Below are 20541 nucleotides of genomic sequence, written 5' to 3'. Positions count from 1 at the left end.
GTCATTGCCGCGGAAGAGCTAGTCGCGGGGGCTGAACCCCTTCAGACGGGTCGCCACCTCGGCGATTACCGGGGCCCAGGTCCGGTCGTCGTCCTGACGGATGATCGTGACCGATGCGTACCAGGGTAGGGAGATGAAGGTCGCCCCCTGGCGGCGGGCCATGACCAGGGTCGGCGCCCCGACCGATCCGGCCACATGGGCCAGGGCGGTCTGGACCGTTACGACGACGTCCAAGGCCTGGACCAGGCCGGCCAGGTCCTCGAAATCGTCGATCTCATGGGCGGGAAACAGGCGGATGGGCCGCGTGAGGCCGGCATTGGCCGCGGCCACTTCCTCCCGCACGTCGCCGTACTGCAGGCTGACGAACTCGCAGTCGGGCAGATCGAACAGGGGGCGCAGATCCGAGAGGGCGATCGACCTTTCCCCCTGGCCGGTATTGGGGGTGCCGCCGCGCCAGGAGAGCCCCACCCGCAGGCGTGCGGGGCTTGGGCCCAGGCGATCCAGCCAGGCCTCGCGGATCGCATCCGGCGCCCGCAGATAGGCCCGGCCGGGGAAATCCGCGCGGCTGTTGCGGAACAGCCGCCCCAGGCTGCCGATCGGCAGGACACGGTCATAGTGCGCAGCCTGCTGGGCCGCGGCGGCGGGCGTCAGGACGGTCACGTTCGGAAAGCCTGCGGTGAGCAGGCGACGCAGGCGAGGCGCGCAGACCAGACCCACCTCCGCCGCGACCGCCGTCAGGTCGGGCAGCATGCTGGAGAACATGATCACGTCGCCCACGCCCTGCTCGTCGAGGACGAGAACCCGGCGCCCGGCGATATCGGCCTGCGACAGCCCAAGCTCAACGCGCGCCATGAGGGCCGGCGCGTTCGCCCCCATCGACCTGTCGGCGAAGGTCACCATGTCCCAGCGCTGCTCATAGTCGGCCCAGGCTTCGGAATAGCGGCCGAGGGTGAGCAGGCAGAGGCCGCGGTTGGTGCGCGCCTCCGCGGAGGCCGGATCGCAGATCAGCGCCGCCTCGAAGGTCGTGAGCGCCGTCTCCACCTGACCGGCGGCCATCAGGGCCACGCCGAGCTTGTTCAGGGCGCCGGCGTCGCCGGGCTTGAGGGTGACGGCGGTCCGGAGGCTGGCGAGCCCCTCGTCGAACCGGCGCAGGCTGACCAGCAGCGTGCCCAGATTGCCGTGCGCCTCGGCGTAGTCGGGCCGCAGGATGATGGCCTGCTCATAGCTGGCCAGGGCCTCGTCGGTGCGGGCCAGAGAGGCGAGGGTGATTCCGCGATTGAAATGGGCGGTGGCGTAGTCCGGCCGTGCGGCGATAGCCGCGTCGAAGTGTGCGAGGGCCTCTTCGGGGCGTCCGAGGCTCTGAAGGGCGTTGCCGAGATTGTTCTCGAACGTGGCGTCCCCGGGCCGCAGCCGGCAGGCGGCTTCCTGGCTGGACAGGGCCTCCTCGAACCGTCCGAGATCCTGCAGGACATTGCCGCGATTGGCGTGGGCGTCGGGCGAGGCCGGGTCCAGGGCCAGGGCGCGGTCATAGCTCGCCAGGGCCTCGTCCAGCCGGCCGAGCCGGCGGAGCGCGACGCCGCGATTGGCGAAGGCGCTGGCGAAACGCGGCGCGGCGGTTATGACCCGGTCATAGGCCTCCAGCGCCTCGGACAGCCGGCCCTTCTGGTGCAGGGCGACCGCCTGCTGGAACAGGGCCTGGGGCGAGGAAGCGTTGGTCATTCAGACCTCCCGGGCGTGAATCGGCTCAGACGCTCTGCGACCTCGCGAATGACCGGCGGCCAGGCCCCGGTCTCGTCCTGGCTTACAAGACTGACGCTCGGGTACCAGGGCGTGGAGGTGCGGCTGGCGCCGTAGCTGAGCGGCACGATGTGGCGCGACATCACCAGGGTGGGGACGCCGACCCCTCCGGCCACATGGACCAGGGCGGTCTGCACCGAGACGACCACGTCCATCGCCTGGGCGAGACCGGCAAGCTGCTCGAAATCGTCCGTCTCCTCCGGGGCGAAGGCGCGGATCGGGCGCGACAGACCGGCGTTCACTTCGGCGATTTCCGCGCGGGGGTCGCCATATTGCAAGCTGACGAATTCGCAGTCGGGCAGGTCCAGCAGGGGGCGGAGATCCTGCAAGGCGATCGAGCGATCGGTCCGCCCGGTCTTGGGCGTGCCGCCCCGCCAGGACAGCCCGACGCGGAGCCGCGTGGCGGGCGGCCCGAGGCGGCGGGCCCATTCGGCCCGCACGGCGTCGCCGGCGGTGAGATAGGGGCGCCCCGGGAAGTCCCGCGGGTGATTGCGGAACAGCCGACCCAGGCTGGCGATCCCCAGGACCCGGTCATAGGCCAGGGCCTCGGTCTCAGCGCTCACCAGCTTCACCTCCGGAAAGCTGGCGGCGAAGAGGCCGCGCAGGCGGGGCTGGACGAGCAGACCGACCTCGCCGGCGACCCCGATGAGATCGGGAAGCGCGCTGGCGAACATGATGACGTCGCCCATGCCCTGCTCGCTCGCGGCCAGCACGCGCCGTCCCGCGAGACTTGCGACGGCGAGGGCCGGGTCGAGGCGCTGGCGCAGGGCGGGGGAGACCAGCCCCGCGGAGCCGCGGACATAGCTGTCCACCTCCCATCGACGCTCATAGTCCGCCCAACCTTCTGACAGGCGGCCCGAGGTCAGGAGGGCGAGGCTGCGATTGAAGCGGCCGTCGGCCGCCGCGGGCGCACGGGAGATCGCCGTATCGAAGGCGGCGATGGCCTCGTCGAACCGGCCCAGGTTCACCAGGGTGCGGCCCAGCATGTTGTAGCCCTCCGGGTCGCCGGGGCTCAGGGCGGTCGCCGCCTTGAGGTCGGGCAGGGCCTCGGCGTCCCGCTGCAGCTCGGCCAGGGCCTTGCCGCGTCCGACGCGGGCCTTGGCGTCGTCCGGCAGGGCGGCCAGGCCGGCGTCGAAGTCGGCCAGCGCATCCTCGAAGCGGCCCAACTGGTTGAGGGCGAGGCCGCGATTGACCTGGGCGGTCGGGTAGTCGGGGTTCAGGGCGGTCGCCGCGTCCAGCCGCGCCAGGGCCTCGTCGGCGCGGCCCAGGCCGAGCAGCACGGCGCCGAGATTGTTCAGGAGGGTGGCGTCCCCCGGCCTGAGGGCGCAGGCGGTCTCGAGGCTCGCCTGCGCCGCCTCATGTCGCCCCAGATCCTGCAGGAGGTTGCCGCGGTTGGAATAGGCGTCGGCATGGTCCGGCTGAAGGGCGATGGCCGCGTCATAGCTGGCCAGGGCCTCGTCCGTGCGGCCGAGGCGGCGCAGGGCGACTCCACGATTGCTGTAAGCCGCGATGTGCTCGGGATCGGCGGCGATCACCCGGTCATAGGCGGCGACGGCGGCGGACAAGTCTCCGGACCGGTGATGCGCCAGGGCCTGCTGGAACACGGCCTGGGGATCGGCCGGCGACAGGCGGGCCAGGCGATCGGCGACCTGTCGGAGGACCGGCGCCCAGGTTTCGGTCTCGTCGTGGCGGATCAGCTCGACGGAGCCGTACCAGGGCATGGCCGCGGGGTCGGCGCCATAGCGATAGGGGACGACCCGGCGGTTCATGGCCAGGGTCGGGACACCCAAGGCGCCCGCGACATGCACGAGGGCGGTCTGGACCGAGACGATGACGTCCAGCGACTGGACGAGGCCGGCCAGGTCCTCGAAATCATCGATCTCCTGGGGATCGAAACAGCGGATCGGGCGGGCCAGATGGGCATTGACCGCGGCGACCTCCGGACGCGGGTCGCCATATTGCAGGCTGACGAACTCGCAGTCGGGCAGGTCCAGCAGGGGGCGCAGATCGGCCAGCGCGATGGACCGGTCCTGGGCCCGGGTCTGGGGCGTGCCGCCCCGCCAGGACAGGCCGACCCGCAGGCGGGCGGACCGTGGCCCCAGCCGCGCGGCCCAGCGGTCGCGGACCGCCTTGCGGGCGGAGAGATAGGGGTGCTTCGGAAAGTCCTCCGCGCGGTGGCGGAACAGCTGGCCGAGGCTGCCGATCGGGACCACGTGATCGGCGCTGGCGATTGCCTCAGCCGCACCGTCCGGCGGGACCAGGGTCAGGCCGGGCCATGACGCGGACACCAGGCGCTGCAGGCGCGGCTGGCACAGCAGGCTGACCCGCCCTGCGACCCGGATCAGATCGGGCAGCATGCTGGCGAACATGATGACGTCGCCGACGCCCTGCTCAGTGACCACCAGGACATGGCGGTTTGCAACGTCGGACAGCGCTAGCCCTGGCCGGACGGCGGCGCGCACCTCCGGCGACACCAGGCCGGCCCATTGCTCCAGATAAGGCTCGGTCTTCAGGCGGAGGTCGTAGTCGCGCCAGCCCTCGGCGAACCGGCCCAGGGCGAGCCGGGCGAGGCCGCGATTGAACTGGGCGTCGACATAGTCCGGCTTGAGCCGGATCGCCGCCTCATAGCAGGCCAGGGCCTCCTCCGGTCGGCCGAGCGCCACGAGGGCGTTGCCCAGATGGCTGTGGAGCTTGGCGTCGTCCGGCCTGAGCGCGCAGGCCTGCGCCAGGCTGGCCCGCGCCTCGCCATAGCGCCCAAGGTCCTGCAGGAGGTTGCCGCGATTGCCGTGGCCGTCGACATAGTCCGGCTTAAGGGCGATGGCCGCGTCGTAGCTGGCCAGGGCCTCGCCCGTGCGGCCGAGGCGGCGCAGGGCGACCCCGCGATTGCCAAGGGCGGCGAAGTGGTCGGGATCGGCGGCGATCACCCGGTCATAGGCGGCGACGGCGGCGGCGAGGTCCCCGGAGCGGTGATGCTGCAGCGCCTGCTGGAACAGCGCCTGGGGATCGGCGGGCGCCAGGCGGGCCAGGCGGTCGGCGACCTTTCGGATGACCGGGCCCCAGGTCTCGGTCTCGTCCTGGCGGATCAGCTCGACAGAGCCGTACCAGGGCATGGCCGTGGGGTCGGCGCCGAAGCGAAAGGGGACGACCCGGCGGTTCATCGCTAGGGTCGGGACGCCCAGCGAACCCGCCACATGCACGAGGGCGGTCTGGACCGAGACGATCACGTCCATCGACTGGACGAGGCCGGCCAGGTCCTCGAAATCGTCGATCTCCTGCGGATCGAAACAGCGGATCGGGCGGGCCAGGTCGGCATTGACCGCGGCGACCTCCGGACGTGGGTCGCCATATTGCAGGCTGACGAATTCGCAGTCGGGCAGGTCCAGCAGGGCGCGCAGGTCGGCGAGCGCGATGGACCGGTCCTGGGCCCGGGTCTGGGGCGTGCCGCCGCGCCAGGACAGGCCCACCCGCAAGCGGGCGGACCGTGGCCCGAGCCGCGCCGCCCAGCGGTCGCGGACCGCCTTGCGGGCGGAGAGATAGGGGTGCTTCGGAAAGTCCTCCGCGCGGTGGCGGAACAGCTGGCCGAGGCTGCCGATGAGCAGCACATGGTCGGCTTGCGCGACCGCCTCGGCCGTGGCGCCGGGCGGAACCAGGGTCAGGCCCGGGAACGCGGCGGAGACCAGGCGCCAGAGGCGCGGCTGGCACAGCAGGCTGACCCGTCCCGCGACCCGGATCAGGTCGGGCAGCATGCTGGCGAACATGATGACGTCGCCGACGCCCTGCTCGGTGACCACCAGGACATGGCGGCCCGCGACCTGCGACATTTCCAGTCCCGGCCGGACGGCGGCGCGCACCTCCGGGGTCGCCAGATCCCCCCACTGCCAAAGCGGCGGCGACGTCCTCTGGCGCTGATCATAGTCGCGCCAGCCCTCGGCGAAGCGGTCGAGGGCGAACAGGGCGAAGCTTCGATTGTAGCGGGCGGTGGGGTAGTCGGGCTTCAGGGCGACGGCTGCGTCGAGGTGCGCCAGGGCCTCCTCGGCCCGGCCCAGGCTCAGCAGGGCGCTGCCCAGATTGTTCTGAGTCGTCGCATCCCGGGGTTTGAGCGCGCAGGCGGTCTCGAGGCTGGCCCGCGCCTCGTCGAAGCGGCCGAGATCCACAAGCACATTGCCCCGGTTGGTGTAGGCGTCGGGGTGGTCGGGGCGTCGGGCGATCGCCGCGTCATAGCTGGCCAGGGCCTCATCGAGCCGCCCCAGGCCGCGCAGCGCCACGCCGCGATTGCTCCAGGCGGCGATATCGTCCGGGGTCGCGGCGAGGACTCGATCATAGGCGGCGACGGCGTCGATCAGCTGGCCGGCCTGGTGGAGTCCGAGCGCTTGCTGGAAGAGCGCGCGGGAGTCCTGGGGGGCGGGCGGATTCGGCAAGCAGACCTCTGGGCGACGGGCCAGACTATCGCGGCAAGGTCCAAGCTTCCATGGGCTGGCTCAGCCGGGTCGCGACCTCGCGGATGACCGGCCCCCAGGTTCCGGTCTCGTCCTGGCGGATCAGGCTGACCGATCCGTACCAGGGCATGGTCGGCGCGCTGCGGCCGTAGCGGAACGGGGCGACGCGCCGGGTCATGGCCAGCGTCGGGGCGCCGACGGCGCCTGCGACATGGACGAGTGCGGTCTGGACGGTGACGACAAGGTCCAGGGATTGGGCCAGGGCCGCCAGATCCTCAAAATTATCAATTGCTTGGGGTGAGAAGGCGTGGATGGGCCGCGCGAGGCTCGCGTTCATCGCGGCGATCTCTTCCGCCGGGTCGCCATGTTGCAGGCTGACGAATTCGCAGTCCGGCAGCTCGAGCAGGGGGCGCAGGTCCGTGAGCGCGATCGAGCGGTCGCGCCCGCCGGTCTGCGGGACACCGCCCCGCCAGGCGAGGCCGACCCGCAGGCGCGTTCGGGGCGGGCCGAGGCGCTGGGCCCACCGGGCCAGGGCCGCGGAGCTGGCGGTGAGATAGGGGCGTTTTGGAAAGCTGTCGGGGCGATTGCGGAACAGCCGGCCCAGGCTGCCGATCGCCAGCACGTGGTCGACCGAGCGGGCGAGGTCCGCATCCGCGCCAAGGGGGGCGATCCGCACGGCGGGAAAGGACGCCGCGAACAGGCGCGTCAGCCGCGGCGGACACAGGAGGGTCACCGGGCCGGCCGTTTCGATCAGGTCGGGCAGCATGCTGGCGAACATCACCGTATCGCCCAGGCCCTGCTCGGCGACGACCAGGAGGCTGCGGCCCGCGATCTGGGCGAGATCCGGGGCGGGGCCCATCGCCGCCCGCAGGTCCGCGGAGACCAGGCCGGCCGCCTGGCGGGCGAAATCGTCGGTCGCGAGGCGGAACTCATAGTCCCGCCAGCCCGCCTCGAAGCGGTCCAGGGCCAGCAGGGCGAGGCCGCGATTGAAGATCGCGTCCGCCGAGCCCGGGGCCAGGGCGACCGCGGTCTCGTAGCTGGCCAGGGCCTGGTCCGGGCGTCCGAGATGGGTCTGGGCGTGACCGAGGCGCATCCGGGCGACGGGATTGCGCGGATCCCGCGCGACCGCGGCCTCCAGGCAGGGCAGGGCGTCGTCCGGGCGCTGGAGGTCCAGCAGCACCTGGCCGCGCCCGGACAGGGTGACCGCGTCGGGCGGCGCCAGGGCCAGCGCCCGATCGAAGCTGGCCAGGGCCTCCTCCGGCCGGCGCAGCAGGGCCAGGGCCAGGCCGCGATTGGTGTGGGCGGCGGCGTAGTCCGGCCGGATCGCGAGGGCGGCGTCGAACCGCGCCAGGGCGGCCTCGGGCTGGGCCTGGCTGAGCAAGGTATTGCCCAGATTGTTCTGGGCCGCGGCGTCGGCCGGATCCTGCGCGCAGGCGGTCTCCAGGGCGAGCCTGGCCTCGTCGAACCGTCCGAGCTCCTGGAGCAGATTGCCCCGATTGGAATGGGCCGGCGTGAAACCCGGGTCGCGGGCGATGGCCGCGTCATAGCTGGCCAGGGCCGCGTCCGGCTGACCCAGGCGGCGCAACGCCGCGCCGCGGTTGACGTAGGCGCCGAGATGGTCGGGATCCAGATCCAGCACCCGGCCATAGGCCTCAACGGCTTCGGGCAGCCGGCCGGCCTGATGGTGCTCCAGCGCCTGCTGGAACAGGGCGGGTGTCGCGTCCGGGACGGAGGGGCGGGTCAAATCGATCTCTGGGCGAGCGCGGCGCCAGCGCGCCGCGAGGCGCGGCCGCCGACCTGTCGTTCGCCCGAGTGTCTACCAGACTCGCCCCGCGCGCCAACCGGGGGGCAGGAGACGATGGGGGACCATCGTCTCCCAGGGCCCTACTTCTTTTCGAAGGGGGCGCTGATCAGCAGGTCGACGTCGTCGCCGATGAGCGGGACATAGGTCTTCACGCCGAAGTCCGAGCGCTTCAGCGAGCCCTTGGCGTCGAAGCCGATGGTGTAGGCCTTACTCATCGGGTTGGAGCCCGCGCCCTTGAAGGTCACGTCCAGGGTCACCGGCTTGGTCACGCCGTGGAAGGTCAGGTCGCCGGTCACCTTGGCGGTCGAGGCGCCGGTCGGAACCACCTTGGTCGAGTGGAAGGTGATGGTCGGATAGGTCGTGGCGTCGAACCAGGCGGCGCTCTTGAGCTCGCCGTCGAGCACGGTGTTGGTGGTGGTGACGCTGGCGACCGGAATGGTCACGTCCAGCTTGGCGGCGGCCGGGGCCTTGGGGTCGAGGGTCAGGCTGCCGGTCGGCTTGGCGAAGTCGCCGTACCAGGTCGAAAAGCCCATGTGCGAGACGGAGAACACCACGCGGGCGTGGCTGGGCTCGAGCGCATAGGTCCCGGCCTGGACGGTGGTCGGGTCGGTGGAGACCTGGGCCAGGGCGGGGGCGGAGAAGGAGATGAGGGCGGCGCCGGCGAAGGCGGCCAGGGCGAAGGTCTTGGTCATGGAAGCGTCCTTGGGTTTGGGGAGGTAAGGGTTCAGCCGAACTGGAAGCCTGAGAGGGCCTTGCCCCCCAGGTGGTCTGAATAGGTGCGCTGGCCGCGATCGGTTCCCGCCGCGCCGGCCGCCACCATCAGGGGCAGGAGGTGCTCCTCCCGTGGATGGGCGGCGCGGGCGTAGGGCGCCTGGTCCCAGGCGGCGAGCTTGGCGGCGCGGACCTGCGGATCGGCGTTGGTGGCGGCCTCGGCCAGCCAGGCGTCGAAGGCCTCGGACTCGGCGTCTCCGGCCGGGCCGAAGAAGGTGCGCAGATTGTGGAAGCTCATGCCGCTGCCGATGATCAGCACCCCCTCGTCGCGCAGCGGGGCGAGGGCCTGACCGATGGCGAGATGCTGGGCGGGGTCGAGATCCTGCTGCAGGGACAGCTGCAGGACGGGAATGTCGGCGTCCGGATAGGACAGCATCATCGGAATGAAGACGCCGTGGTCATAACCGCGCGAGGCGTCCAGGTCTGAGGCGAAGCCGGCTTCGGCGAGCAGGCTCTGGACCTGCGGGGCCAGTTCCGGCGCGCCGGGCGCCGGATAGCTGAGCCGATAGGTGTGCTCGGGGAAGCCGTAATAGTCGAACAGCATGCCGGGGCGGGCGCCGACGTTCAGGGTCGGCCGCTCGGTCTCCCAGTGGCCGGAGATGATCAGCAGGGCCTTGGGTCTCTGGCCGACGGCGTCGGCGAGGCCGCGCAGATAGGCGGCCATCTTGTCCCAGAGATGCGGGGCGTGGGCCGGCGGGTCCATGAAGAAGCAGGGACCGCCGCCGTGCGGAATGAAGAGGGTGGGAAGGCGCTGGCTCATGCCGGCCTATCTGGTCATGGCCAAGCATCAAAAAAACTGGGATAAACTAGATAATCTCAATCGGAATATTGGATGGTCATGGATACCCCCACCCTGATCCAGCTGGAGACCTTCCTGGCGGTGGCCGAGGCGGGCAGCTTCTCGGCGGCGGCGCGGGCGCTGGGCCGCGCCCAGTCGGCGGTGACCTATCAGATCCAGAACCTGGAGGAGGAAGCGGGCGTCGAGCTGTTCGACCGCAGCGCCTATCGCCCGACGCTCAGCGAGGCCGGCCGGGCGCTGCTGCCGCGGGCGCAGCGCATCGTCGACGATGTCCAGGCCTTCCGCTCCCAGGCCCGCGGCATGGCCCAGGGGCTGGAGCCGGAGATCTCGCTGGTGGTCGAGGCCATGTTTCCCATGTGCCTGCTGCTGGGCGCGCTCACCGAGTTCCAGGCCATGTTCCCGACGGTGCAGACGCGGGTGCGGGTGGAGACCCTGGGCGCCGCCGCCCAGGTGCTGCTCGACGGCGCGGTCGACATCGGCCTGGTGGTGTCCTTCGCCGACCGGATGGACGAGCTGGTCGCCGCCCAGGTCACCGAGGTCGAGCTGGTGGCGGTCTGCGCGCCGCAGCATGCGCTGGCTGCGCACGACGGCCCCTTGGGCGATGATCTCCTGAGCGAGCAGGTCCAGCTGGTGCTGAGCGACCGCTCCAGCCTCACCCATGGCCAGGACCGGGGCGTGGTGTCCCTGCGGACCTGGCGGCTCGCCGACCTGGGGGCCAAGCACGCCATGCTGCTGGCCGGGCTGGGCTGGGGCAGCATGCCCCGCCACACCATCGCCGACGATCTGGCGGCCGGCCGGCTGATCGAACTGCGTCCCCTGCGCTGGGACGGACGCGAAGGCATGCCGCGCCTGCCGGTGGTCGCGGCGCGGCGGAAATCCGAGGCCCTGGGCCCGGCCGGCCGCTGGCTGCTGGCCCGCCTGTGGGACGGCGGCGAGGTCGCCGAGGCCGACAGACTTCGCTTGGCTTCCCCCCGGACCGGCGGCTAAGCCTGTCGCCCATGGACGCCGAGATCCGCACCCAGACCGCCCCCTTCCGCGACCCCCGCTACGCGCCCCGGCGCCTGGAGGTCGAGCGCCGCGCCGACGGGGTGATGATCCTGACGAACCCGACCCCGGTGGTCGCCCCCTTCGCCACCATGACCGGTCCGCTGGGCCATTGGGCGCAGCGCGATCCCGGCCGGGTCTGGCTGGCCGAGCGGTCCGGCGAGGGCTGGCGCGAGCTGACCTATGGCGCCGCGCATGAGCAGGTCATGGCGCTGGCCGGCGGGCTTAGGGCGCTGGGCGTGGTGAGCAAGAGGCCGCTGCTGATCCTGGCCCGAAACGGCCTCGACCATGCGCTGATCAAGTATGCGGCCATGAGCCAGGGCATGCCGGCGGCGCCGGTCTCGCCCCAGTACGGCCTGCCGGGCGCCAATCTGGCGAGGCTCGCCCACGCGGTGGAGGTGCTGCAGCCGGCCGCCATCTTCACTGAGGACGCCGCCCTGTTCGGAGAGGCGCTGGAGGCGCCGTTCCTGGCCGGCTTGCCGGTGATCGCGGCCGCCAACCCGCGGCCCGGCGATGTGAGCTTCGCGGACCTGCTGAAATCCGCCCCGGCCGCGGCCAGCGCCGACCCGGACGACACCGCCAAATATCTGCTGACCTCCGGCTCCACCGGCCGGCCCAAGGCGGTGATCTGCCGCCACCGCAACATCGCCACCAACGCCGCCCAGGTCGCCGCCTGTTTCGACGATCCGGACCCGCCGGTGATCGTCAACGCCGCGCCCTGGAGCCACAGCCTGGGCGCCAATGCGATCCTGCACATGGCCGCCCATCGCGGCGGCACGGTCTATATCGACGCCGGCCAGCCGGTGGCGGGCCGCTTCGCCGAGACGGTGCGCAATCTGAAAGAGATCTCGCCCACCTATCACAACATGGTCCCGGCCGGCTGGATGCTGTTCGCCGGCGAGCTGGAGCGCGACGAGGACCTGGCGCGCAAGTTCTTCGCCCGCGTGCGGGTCATGCAGTATGGCGGCGCCAATCTCGGCCAGGACATCTGCGACCGCATCCAGGCCGTGGCCGTGCGTACGGTGGGCGAGAAGATCAGCTTCGCCAGCGGCTATGGCGCGACGGAGACCGGGCCGACGGCGGCCAATGTCCATTGGACCAACGATCGCATGGGCCTGATGGGCCTGCCGCTGCCGGGCACCGCGGTGAAGCTGGCGCCCGCCGGCGACAAGCTGGAGTTCCGGGTCAAGGGTCCGCAGGTGACCAGCGGCTATCTGGGCCTGACCCAGGTCTCGGCCGACAGCTTCGACGAGGACGGCTTCTATCGGCTGGGCGACGCGGCCCGCTTCATCGACCCCGAGGATCCGGCCCAGGGCCTGGCCTTCGACGGCCGCCTGTCTGAGAACTTCAAGCTGGCCAGCGGCACCTTCGTCAGTGTGGGCGAACTGCGCATCCAGGCGGTGGGCGCGGTGGGCGACGCCGTGACGGACGCGGTGGTCTGCGGCGAGGGCCGCGAGACGCTGGGCCTGTTGTTCTATCCCAAGCCCGGCCATGCGCCGGAGGAGATCGCGGCGGCCGTCCGCGCCGGGGTGGCGGCGCTCAACGCCCGCGCCAAGGGCTCCGGCGGACGGGTGGCGCGGGCCCTGGTGCTGCCTACGGCGCCGGACGCCAACGCCGGCGAGATCACCGACAAGGGCTATATCGCCCAGGCGCTCGCCAGGTCCTTGCGGGCCGCCGATGTCGAGCGGCTGTTCGCCGAGCCGGCCGATCCCGACGTCATGGTGTTCGCCTAAAGGCTTGCCGCCCCGCCGTCGCGCGCTAGCGTGGACTCCAAGCCGGCCGATGAGCCGGCGGGAGGACTATCGGCATGGGCGAAATCATCAGCGGCGAACGCCGCCTGTCCTCTGAGGACCTGAATGCGCGGGCGTCGCGCGCGGCCACCGGTCTGGCCTCGCTGGGCGTCAAGGCCGGCGACCTGATCGCCATCTATCTGCGCAACGACCTGCCCTTCCTGGAGGCCACCTTCGCGGCGGGCCTGCTGGGCGCTATCCGACCCCGGTCAACTGGCACTATGCCGAGGCCGAGGCGCGCTATCTGTTCGAGAACTCCGGCGCACGGGCGATCATCATCCACGCCGACCTGATCGAGGGCATAAGCGCGGCCCTGCCGCCCGGGGTGCCGGTGCTGGTCGTCGCCACCCCGCCGGAGATCGCCCAGGCCTATGGCCTGGATCCCGCGCCCGTGCCGCGGGCATGATCGACTGGTCGACCTGGCTCGAGAGCTTCGCGCCCTATGACCAGCCCGTCGCCGACGGGCCGGGGACCATCATCTACACCTCCGGCACCACGGGCCATCCCAAGGGGGTGCGGCGGCGTCAGCCCACGCCGGAACAGGCGGCGGTCTCGGCCCGGGCGCTGGCCTACGCCTTCGGGTTCGCCGACTGGCTGGCCCGTCCCGACGAGATCGTCACGGTGATCACCGGGCCCATGTATCACTCGGCGCCCAACGCCTATGGCGCCTTCTCGGCCCGGCTGGGGGCCAAGGTGATCCTGGAGGCGCGCTTCGATCCCGAGGAGCTGCTGGCCCTGATCGAGCGCTATCGGGTGACCCACATCCACATGGTCCCGATCATGTTCACCCGGCTGCTGAAGCTGCCGGATGCGGTGAAGGCCCGCTACGACCTGTCCAGCCTGAAGTTTGTGGTCCACGCCGCCGCGCCGTGCCCGGCGCCGGTGAAATGGGCGATGATCGAATGGTGGGGGCCGGTGATCAACGAGTACTACGGCTCGACCGAGACCGGCGCCGTGGTGTTCTGCAATTCCGAACAGTGGCTGGCCCACCCCGGCACGGTTGGGACCGCCATGCCCGGCGCGGACGTCCGGGTGATCGATGCGGACGGAAACAGCCTGCCGGCCGGCGAGATCGGCGAGGTGGTGGCCAGGACCGCGGGCATCGCCGACTTCACCTATCACGGCGACGACGCCAAGCGGGCCGCGTCGGAAAAGGCCGGGCTGATCGCGCCGGGCGACATCGGATACCTGGACGCCGACGGCTTCCTCTATCTGTGCGACCGGGCCAAGGACATGATCATCTCCGGCGGCGCCAACATCTATCCGGCCGAGATCGAGGCCGAGCTGCACAAGATGCCGGGCGTCGCCGACTGCGGGGTGTTCGGCATTCCCGACGAGGAGTTCGGCGAGGCGGTCTGTGCGGTGGTCCAGCCCATGCCGGGCGTCACCCTGACCGAGGCCGAGGTGCGCACCTATCTGCGCGGCCAGATGGCCGGCTACAAGGTGCCCAAGCGGGTCGACTTCCACGCCGAGCTGCCGCGCGAGGACTCCGGCAAGATCTTCAAACGCAAGCTTCGGGAGCCCTTCTGGGAGGGCCTGGACCGGCGCATTTGATCTGCCTCCTGTTGCGCGACGTCCCCCGCTCACGCAAGGAGACGGGAGACGATCCACGAGTCCCGGGAGGACCTCCATGAACGGCGCCGACGCCCTGATCGAAACCCTGGTGGCCAACGGGGTCACCGCCTGTTTCGCCAATCCCGGCACCAGCGAGATGCAGTTCGTCTCGGCGCTCGACCGCCAGCCGGCCATGCGCCCGGTGCTGTGCCTGTTCGAGGGCGTCGCGACGGGCGCCGCGGACGGCTATGGCCGCATGGCCGACGCGCCGGCCTGCACCCTGCTGCACCTGGGCCCCGGCTACGGCAACGGCCTGGCCAATCTGCACAATGCGCGGCGCGCCTTCACGCCGCTGGTCAATGTGGTCGGCGACCACGCCACCTATCACCGCCAGTATGACGCCCCGCTCAATTCCGACATCCCGACCATCGTCGGGCCCAACTCGCTGTGGGTGAAGTCGGCCGACCGGGCCGAGGACGTCGCCGCCATCGCCGCCGAGGCGATCACCGCCAGCTATGGCCCGCCCGGTGGTCCGGTCAGCCTGATCCTGCCGGCCGACGCCGCCTGGACCGAGACCAAGGTCGAGACGGTCGCCGCCCACCGCCCGGCCCGGGCGATCGCCAGCGCCGACGCCGTCGATGCGGTCGCCAAGGCGATCAAGGCGGCCAAGAAGCCGGTGGTGCTGCTGGGCGGCCAGGGCTGCCTGGCCGAATCCCTGGTCCAGGCCGCCCGCGTCCAGGCCGCCGGGGTGCGGGTGATGGTCGACACCTTCGTGGCCCGCCAGCCGCGCGGCGCGGGCGTCTTCGCCCCGGCCCGGATGCAGTATTTCGGCGAGGCGGCCTTGGCCGATCTCGAGGGCGTGGACCTGATGGTCTATGTCGGCACCGCCATGCCGGTGGCCTTCTTCGCCTATCCGGACCGGCCCTCGGTGCTGGTGCCGGAAGGGTGCCAGACCTTGACGCTCGCCGATCGCAAGACCGACACCGTCGCCGCCCTGGCCGCCCTGGCCGAGGCGCTGGGCGCGCCGGCCACGGGTCCCGTCCAGCCGCTGAAGCGCCCCGACGCGGCCCCCACCGGCGGGCTGACGCCCCAGGCCTGCGGCCTGTCCATCGCCCGCCACCTGCCCGAGGGCGCGATCATCTGCGATGACGCCGTGACCTCCGGCGGCGGGGTCGCCGTGCCCTGCATGACCGCGGCGCCGCACGAGGTGCTGGCGCTCACCGGCGGGGCCATCGGCATCGGCCTGCCGCTCGCCATCGGCGCGGCGGTGGCCAAGCCCGACCGCAAGGTCCTGGCGCTCTCCGGCGACGGCTCGGCCATGTACACGGTCCAGAGCCTGTGGACGATGGCGCGGGAGAACCTCGACGTCACCGTCGTGGTCTTCGCCAACCACAGCTATCGCATCCTCAACATCGAGATGGGCCGCACGGGCGCCGGCAATGCCGGGCCCTCGGCCAGCAAGCTGCTGGACCTGGGCGATCCGCGCATCGACTGGGTGTCGATGGCCAAGGCCATGGGGGTCTCGGCCGTGCGCTGCGAGACCGCCGAGCAGTTCGAGGCCGCCTTCGCCGACGCCATGGCCCAGCCCGGCCCGAAGTTCATCGAAGCCGCGATCTGAGGCACCTCCCCCATCTTCGGGGGAGGTGGACCCGAAGGGGCCGGAGGGGGCCGCCCTCGCAGTGGGCGGTAGCGGTTGAGAAGCTCGAACCGTCCCTGCGGGCCGGCCCCCTCAGTCCACTTCGCGGCCAGCTCCCCCAGCGGGGGAGCAGCCCATGAAAAAAGGCCCGCGGATCGCTCCGCGGGCCTTCGTCGTTTTCAGGTCCGTCTGGGATCAGACGTTGCCGGGCAGCTTGCAGTCCTTGGTGAAGGCGCAGCCCACCACGCCGACCGCATTGATCGGATCGGCGGTGTATTCCAGCACGTAGCCCTTCAGGCCGTCGGCGCAGGCGGTTTCCACATAGGTGGTGCCCTTGGTGGTCTTGCCGATGACCCGCGTGGCCGAGACGTTGCAGCTGTCCTTGCCGAGCTTCTTCAGGTCCGCCGTGAACACCGCCATGGTGTCGGCCGGCTTGGTGAAGCTGCAGCGATAGCCCGCGATCGGGGCGCGGCCGCAGTCATAGACGATCGGCTTGTCGGCGGGGCCGCCGAACACGCCCACGCCGCCGTCCGGACGGTTCGAGCAGGCCATTTCGACCACGTCCTTGCCGGGCGGGCCGGGGAACGGGGCGTACTTGGAGACCTGGCAGTCGAAGCCGGCGGTCTTGGCGAGCTTGGTGTAGAGGCCCGCCTGGGCGGTCTCGGCTTCGCGCGCGTCGGTCAGGGTGCAGCCGCCGAGGATGCCGGTGGCCTTTTCGCAGGGGTAGGTGGTGGCCAGCTGGCCCTTGTCGGCCTTGTAGATGTAGCCCTTGCCGTCGGCGCAGGAGGCTTCATAGAAGCTCGAGCCCGACTGCGACATGCCGACGAAGCGACGGTCCTTCACGGCGCAGCCGTTGTTGGCGGCGGCGGCGTAGCCGTCGACCACGGCCAGGCGCGAGGCCTTGTCCTTGAGGGTGCAGTGGATGTTGCCTTCGCCCGAGTCGTAGAGCAGGCAGTCATTGGCCGTCACGTTGCCGAGGCTCGCGACCGCCGGGGCCGGGGCCTGGACCACGTATCCGGAGCCGCCCTGGCAGGCGACTTCCAGGAAGGTGTTGGTGGCGCTTTGACCGATGCCGCGGGCGGCCTCGGGGGTGCACTGGATGCCGGCCTTGGCCAGCAGGGGCGCGAGATCGGCCTTGGGGTCGGCGTTGCCCGGCAGGACGCAGGGCAGGGCCGACGGCTTGCCGTCCGGCTGGGGCGTGTCGGCCTCGACGCAGGTGAAGGCGGTGGGCTTGGCGCCCGTCGCCGACGACAGGACGAAGCCTTGGCCCTGGTCGCAGTCGATTTCGTAGTAGCTGGTGGCGATCTTGGTCTTGGGATCGGTCGCCTTGCCGACGAAGCGCGCGTCGGTCACCTGGCAGCTGATGCCAGCGGCCTGGGCGATGGCGGGAGCTTCCGCCATGCCCTGCTTGCGGGCGGCTTCGGTGACGGCCGGGGGCGCCTTGGGGGCGGACATCACGACGGCCGGGGCCAACGCCGCGAGAAGCAGGGCGGCCGCCAGCCCGATTACTTTGGGCCTCATGGTGGAAAACTCTCCTGGGTGGTTCCTTCGCGCGGACATAAGCGCCCGCATGCCCTATGGGTCAAGTTCGCCGTGAACAGGGGCTGAACTGCGGCGTAACGCGAACAAAGCGGGTTTGATCCCGGCGCCGATGGGGCGAACATTGTTCGGTTTCCGTACGCGGTTCGCGGAAAGGGAGGGGACATCATGCGTGACGGTTTCGAGGACGCCATACCCGAGGTGGTGCGGCCGAAACTGGTCTACCCTTTCGAGCAGGGCCCCAAGACCGGCGAGGCGATTGATGTGGCCCCCGGCGTCAAGTGGCTGCGGATGCCGCTGGGCGGGTCGCTGGCCTTCATCAATGTCTGGGCGATCGCCGAGGAGGGCGGCTGGGCCATTGTCGACACCGGCATGGGCGGGTCGCAGACCCAGCAGGCCTGGCGCCAGGCGTTCGCCGGGCCGCTGGCCAATCTGAAGGTCACCCGGGTGTTCGTCACCCACATGCACCCTGACCATATCGGCATGGCCGGCTGGCTGACCCGCAAGTTCGACGCGCGGCTGTGGATCACCCGGCTGGAATTCCTGATGTGCCACAACCTGGCCGCCGACACCGGCCGCGAGGCGCCGGAGGATGCGCTCAACTTCTACAAGGCCGCCGGCTGGGACGATGAGGCCCTGGAAATTACCGCGCGCGGTTCGGGGGTTTCGGCAAGGGGCTGCACGCCCTGCCCGACAGCTTCCGCCGCCTGAGCGACGGCGACGAGATCCGGATCGGCGACCATGTCTGGCGCGTCGTGGTGGGATCGGGCCATTCGCCGGAGCACGCCTGCCTGCATTGCCCGGACCTCAAGCTGTTCATTTCCGGCGACCAGGTGCTGCCCAAGATCTCGTCCAACGTCTCGGTGTTTCCGACCGAGCCGGCGGGCGACCCCCTGACCGACTGGCTGACCTCGCTGGCGCGAATCAAGGCGAACATGCCCGACGACGTCCTGGTGCTGCCGGCCCACAATGACCCGTTCCACGGCCTGCACGCCCGCATCGACCACCTGATCGGCGGCCACGAGCGCGGCCTGGCGCGGCTGCACAAGCTGATCGCCGAGCCCAAGCGGGCGGTCGACGTGTTCAGCGTGCTGTTCCGCCGCAAGATCGACCAGTGGGTGCTGGGCATGGCGACGGGCGAGAGCCTGGCCCATCTCAACTGCCTGATCTCCCGCGGCCTGGCCGAGCGTCGAACCGATGAAAACGGCGTCGACTGGTATCAGGCCAAGGCTTAGACATACGCTGTAAGACGAAAAGGGCGGACACCATGACGGACCACATTCTCAGCGAAAAATCGAACGGCGTGCTGACGCTGACCATGAACCGGCCGGAGAAGAAGAACGCTCTGACCCGGGCCATGTACCAGGCGCTGGCCGACGGCATCCTGGGCGCCGAGCAGGACAAGGATGTCCGCTGCGTCCTGATCCAGGCCGAGGGCGACATGTTCACCGCCGGCAACGACCTGGCCGATTTCGCCGCGGTGAATTCCGGCGACGCGAGCGCCGATGACGCCCGGCGCGGCGGCAATCCGCTGCTGGCGGCCCTGGCCGTCGCCAAGATCCCGCTGGTCGCCGCCGTGAACGGCCGCGCGGTCGGGGTGGGCACGACCATGCTGCTGCACTGCGACCTCGTCTATGTGTCCGACGACGCGCTGCTGACCACGCCCTTCGTGAACCTGGCCCTGGTGCCGGAAGCGGCCTCGTCCATCACCCTGCCGACCCGCATCGGCCACACGCGGGCGTTTTCGATGTTCGTGCTGGGCGAGGCGGTCGACGCCAAGAAGGCGGTGGACTGGGGCATCGCCAACGCCGCCGTGCCGCGCTCGGAGCTGCGCGCCAAGGCCCGCGCCGCCGCCGAGGCCGTCGCCAGCCGCCCCCGCGCCGCGGTGGCCATCACCAAGGCCCTGATGCGCGATCCCGAGGGCATGGCCGCCCGCATGGCCGAGGAGGGCGTCCACTTCTCGGCGCAGCTGAAGTCGGCGGAAGCCAAGGAGGCCTTCGCGGCCTTCGCCGAAAAGCGCGCGCCCGACTTCTCGTCGGTGGGCTGACCCATGAGCCTGATCACTTCGGAATTCGGCGCCTTCACCCCGGCCGCCGACGTCGTGGCCGACCATGACCTGTCCGGACGGGTCGCCATCGTCACCGGCGGCGCCTCGGGCATCGGCATAGAGACCGCCCGCGCCCTGGCCGGCGCCGGGGCCGAGGTCACTCTGGCCGTGCGCAACCGCGCGGCCGGCGAGGCCGCGGCCGCCGACATCAACGCCTCGGTCGGCGCCGAGCGGGCGCGGGTCGGCGATCTCGACCTCTCCGACCTGGCCTCGGTGGCGGCCTTCGTCACCACTTGGGGCGAGGCGCCCCTGCACATGCTGATCAACAACGCGGGCGTCATGGCCTGCCCGCTCAGCTACACGGCCAATGATCTGGAGATGCAGATCGGCACCAACCACTTCGGCCACTTCCTGCTTGGGGTCGGTCTGGCGCGGGCCCTGATGAACGGCGAGGAGGCGGGCCGCACGGCGCGTGTGGTCTCTCTGTCCTCCATCGGCCATCGCCGCTCGGGCGTGAACTTCGACGATCCGCACTATCGGACCCGCGCCTACGACAAGTGGGAGTCCTACGGCCAGGCCAAGACGGCCAACGCCCTGTTCGCGGTGGGCTTCAACGCCCGCTTCGCCGAGCTGGGGATCACCGCCAACGCCGTCATGCCCGGCGGCATCATGACCCCGCTGCAGCGCCACCTGCCGCGCGAGGAGATGATCGCCATGGGCTGGATGGACGAGGCCGGCAAGGTCCGCGACGGCTTCAAGACCCCGCAGCAGGGCGCCTCGACCAGCGTCTGGGCGGCGGTGGGCGAGGAGCTGGAGGGGATCGGCGGTCTCTATCTGGAGAACTGCGGCCAGGCCCCGGCCTTCGACAAGGCCAACCCCTTCGTCGGGGTCATGGATCACGCGCTGGATCCGGAGGCGGCCGAGCGGCTGTGGGCGCTGTCGGCGGAAACCGTGGGGGTCGGCTAGCCGCGCTTCTTCGGGGTCTTGGTCTTGGCCCGCGCCGCGGCGTCCAGGGCCTTGCGGGCCCATTCGGCGAGCACGTCCGGGTCCTCCAGGGCGTCGAGCGGGGCGGACCAGTAGCCCATGGCCTTGTCCCCGCCGAAGGGATGGAAGGCCTCGCACCCGGCCGCGGCGAAGTCCGGCCGGGTGATATCGTCGACCTTGAGATAGAGGGTGTCCTCGGCCAGCAGGGCGAAGAACAGGTCGTGGCGCGACAGGCCGACGCCGCCGAACATCCGCTTGTGGGTCACCCCGCCGAGCGGCTCGAACAGCTCCAGCACCATGTCGAGAAAGTCCGGCGAGACGGCCATGCGTTGCGATTCCC

The 20541-nt window shown here is 71.0% G+C and carries 16 protein-coding genes; 9 read left to right on the top strand and 7 right to left on the bottom strand.

Annotated elements, in window-relative coordinates:
* Window positions 1–18: 18 nt before the first annotated feature.
* The 5 genes from MQH10_RS02980 to MQH10_RS02960 form a co-directional block, all read right to left on the bottom strand.
* Window positions 19–1719 carry a tetratricopeptide repeat protein gene (locus MQH10_RS02980; protein ID WP_242562575.1) on the bottom strand — a complete coding sequence of 567 codons (1701 nt, stop codon included), beginning with the start codon at window positions 1717–1719 and terminating at the stop codon, window positions 19–21.
* Window positions 1716–6215 carry a tetratricopeptide repeat protein gene (locus MQH10_RS02975; protein ID WP_242562574.1) on the bottom strand — a complete coding sequence of 1500 codons (4500 nt, stop codon included), beginning with the start codon at window positions 6213–6215 and terminating at the stop codon, window positions 1716–1718. Before MQH10_RS02975 ends, MQH10_RS02980 begins: the two co-directional genes overlap by 4 nt.
* 25 nt (window positions 6216–6240) lie before the next feature.
* Window positions 6241–7977: a tetratricopeptide repeat protein gene (locus MQH10_RS02970; protein WP_242562573.1), complete on the bottom strand. Its 1737-nt coding sequence runs from the start codon at window positions 7975–7977 to the stop codon at window positions 6241–6243.
* A 140-nt stretch (window positions 7978–8117) separates the two neighbouring features.
* Entirely contained in the window at window positions 8118–8729 is a 612-nt protein-coding gene (locus tag MQH10_RS02965; RefSeq protein ID WP_242562572.1) for a YceI family protein, read from the bottom strand.
* Between the two features lie 32 nt (window positions 8730–8761).
* Window positions 8762–9568, bottom strand: a complete 807-nt coding sequence (locus MQH10_RS02960; RefSeq protein ID WP_242562571.1) for a DODA-type extradiol aromatic ring-opening family dioxygenase — start codon at window positions 9566–9568, stop codon at window positions 8762–8764.
* A 78-nt stretch (window positions 9569–9646) separates the two neighbouring features.
* Here MQH10_RS02960 and MQH10_RS02955 point away from each other — a divergent pair, with 78 nt between their 5' ends.
* The 5 genes from MQH10_RS02955 (at window position 9647) to MQH10_RS02935 (ending at window position 15613) form a co-directional block, all read left to right on the top strand.
* The gene (locus MQH10_RS02955; protein ID WP_242562570.1) at window positions 9647–10594 is read left to right on the top strand and encodes a LysR family transcriptional regulator; all 948 of its coding nucleotides are present in this window, start codon (window positions 9647–9649) and stop codon (window positions 10592–10594) included.
* Window positions 10595–10605: 11 nt separating this feature from the next.
* The gene (locus tag MQH10_RS02950; protein WP_242562569.1) at window positions 10606–12384 is read left to right on the top strand and encodes a feruloyl-CoA synthase; all 1779 of its coding nucleotides are present in this window, start codon (window positions 10606–10608) and stop codon (window positions 12382–12384) included.
* A gap of 74 nt (window positions 12385–12458) precedes the next feature.
* Window positions 12459–12734 (top strand): AMP-binding protein, encoded by a 276-nt coding sequence (locus MQH10_RS02945; RefSeq protein WP_242562568.1) that lies wholly within the window; start codon window positions 12459–12461, stop codon window positions 12732–12734.
* Between the two features lie 109 nt (window positions 12735–12843).
* Window positions 12844–13995 (top strand): AMP-binding protein, encoded by a 1152-nt coding sequence (locus MQH10_RS02940; protein WP_242562567.1) that lies wholly within the window; start codon window positions 12844–12846, stop codon window positions 13993–13995.
* 76 nt (window positions 13996–14071) lie between these two features.
* A complete protein-coding gene (locus MQH10_RS02935; protein WP_242562566.1) occupies window positions 14072–15613 on the top strand; it encodes an acetolactate synthase large subunit in 1542 nt (513 codons plus the stop codon).
* Between the two features lie 213 nt (window positions 15614–15826).
* On the opposite strand, the gene MQH10_RS02930 is transcribed toward MQH10_RS02935, so the two are convergent.
* Window positions 15827–17152 (bottom strand): hypothetical protein, encoded by a 1326-nt coding sequence (locus tag MQH10_RS02930; RefSeq protein ID WP_242562565.1) that lies wholly within the window; start codon window positions 17150–17152, stop codon window positions 15827–15829.
* A gap of 186 nt (window positions 17153–17338) precedes the next feature.
* Between MQH10_RS02930 and MQH10_RS26670 the strand changes: the two genes are divergently transcribed.
* The 4 genes from MQH10_RS26670 to MQH10_RS02915 are packed head-to-tail and all read left to right on the top strand — an operon-like array spanning window position 17339 to window position 20183.
* Window positions 17339–17881: an MBL fold metallo-hydrolase gene (locus MQH10_RS26670; protein ID WP_336605035.1), complete on the top strand. Its 543-nt coding sequence runs from the start codon at window positions 17339–17341 to the stop codon at window positions 17879–17881.
* A 44-nt stretch (window positions 17882–17925) separates the two neighbouring features.
* Complete coding sequence (locus MQH10_RS26665) at window positions 17926–18405, top strand: MBL fold metallo-hydrolase (RefSeq protein WP_419720748.1); 480 nt, start codon at window positions 17926–17928, stop codon at window positions 18403–18405.
* 32 nt (window positions 18406–18437) lie between these two features.
* Complete coding sequence (locus MQH10_RS02920; protein WP_242562564.1) at window positions 18438–19217, top strand: enoyl-CoA hydratase-related protein; 780 nt, start codon at window positions 18438–18440, stop codon at window positions 19215–19217.
* A gap of 3 nt (window positions 19218–19220) precedes the next feature.
* Window positions 19221–20183: an oxidoreductase gene (locus MQH10_RS02915; RefSeq protein ID WP_242562563.1), complete on the top strand. Its 963-nt coding sequence runs from the start codon at window positions 19221–19223 to the stop codon at window positions 20181–20183.
* Here MQH10_RS02915 and MQH10_RS02910 read toward each other — a convergent pair.
* Window positions 20180–20527, bottom strand: a complete 348-nt coding sequence (locus tag MQH10_RS02910; RefSeq protein ID WP_242562562.1) for a TfoX/Sxy family protein — start codon at window positions 20525–20527, stop codon at window positions 20180–20182. The genes MQH10_RS02915 and MQH10_RS02910 overlap by 4 nt on opposite strands.
* Between the last annotated feature and the right edge of the window lie 14 nt (window positions 20528–20541).

The sequence above is a fragment of the Phenylobacterium aquaticum genome (genome assembly GCF_022695515.1).
GTDB classification, from domain to species: Bacteria; Pseudomonadota; Alphaproteobacteria; order Caulobacterales; family Caulobacteraceae; genus Phenylobacterium; species Phenylobacterium aquaticum.
The sequence above is the reverse complement of the archived record's forward strand: the minus strand, read 5'-3'. Positions and strand labels throughout refer to the sequence as shown.

Bases quoted from the DNA above. Each gene is read 5' to 3' on its own strand.
- MQH10_RS02980 (WP_242562575.1), bottom strand. From the start codon at position 1,719: ATGACCAACGCTTCCTCGCCCCAGGCCCTGTTCCAGCAGGCGGTCGCC.
- MQH10_RS02965 (WP_242562572.1), bottom strand. From the start codon at position 8,729: ATGACCAAGACCTTCGCCCTGGCCGCCTTCGCCGGCGCCGCCCTCATC.
- MQH10_RS02960 (WP_242562571.1), bottom strand. From the start codon at position 9,568: ATGAGCCAGCGCCTTCCCACCCTCTTCATTCCGCACGGCGGCGGTCCC.
- MQH10_RS02955 (WP_242562570.1), top strand. From the start codon at position 9,647: ATGGATACCCCCACCCTGATCCAGCTGGAGACCTTCCTGGCGGTGGCC.
- MQH10_RS02950 (WP_242562569.1), top strand. From the start codon at position 10,606: ATGGACGCCGAGATCCGCACCCAGACCGCCCCCTTCCGCGACCCCCGC.
- MQH10_RS02945 (WP_242562568.1), top strand. From the start codon at position 12,459: ATGGGCGAAATCATCAGCGGCGAACGCCGCCTGTCCTCTGAGGACCTG.
- MQH10_RS02940 (WP_242562567.1), top strand. From the start codon at position 12,844: ATGATCGACTGGTCGACCTGGCTCGAGAGCTTCGCGCCCTATGACCAG.
- MQH10_RS02935 (WP_242562566.1), top strand. From the start codon at position 14,072: ATGAACGGCGCCGACGCCCTGATCGAAACCCTGGTGGCCAACGGGGTC.
- MQH10_RS02930 (WP_242562565.1), bottom strand. From the start codon at position 17,152: ATGAGGCCCAAAGTAATCGGGCTGGCGGCCGCCCTGCTTCTCGCGGCG.
- MQH10_RS26670 (WP_336605035.1), top strand. From the start codon at position 17,339: ATGCGTGACGGTTTCGAGGACGCCATACCCGAGGTGGTGCGGCCGAAA.
- MQH10_RS02920 (WP_242562564.1), top strand. From the start codon at position 18,438: ATGACGGACCACATTCTCAGCGAAAAATCGAACGGCGTGCTGACGCTG.
- MQH10_RS02915 (WP_242562563.1), top strand. From the start codon at position 19,221: ATGAGCCTGATCACTTCGGAATTCGGCGCCTTCACCCCGGCCGCCGAC.
- MQH10_RS02910 (WP_242562562.1), bottom strand. From the start codon at position 20,527: ATGGCCGTCTCGCCGGACTTTCTCGACATGGTGCTGGAGCTGTTCGAG.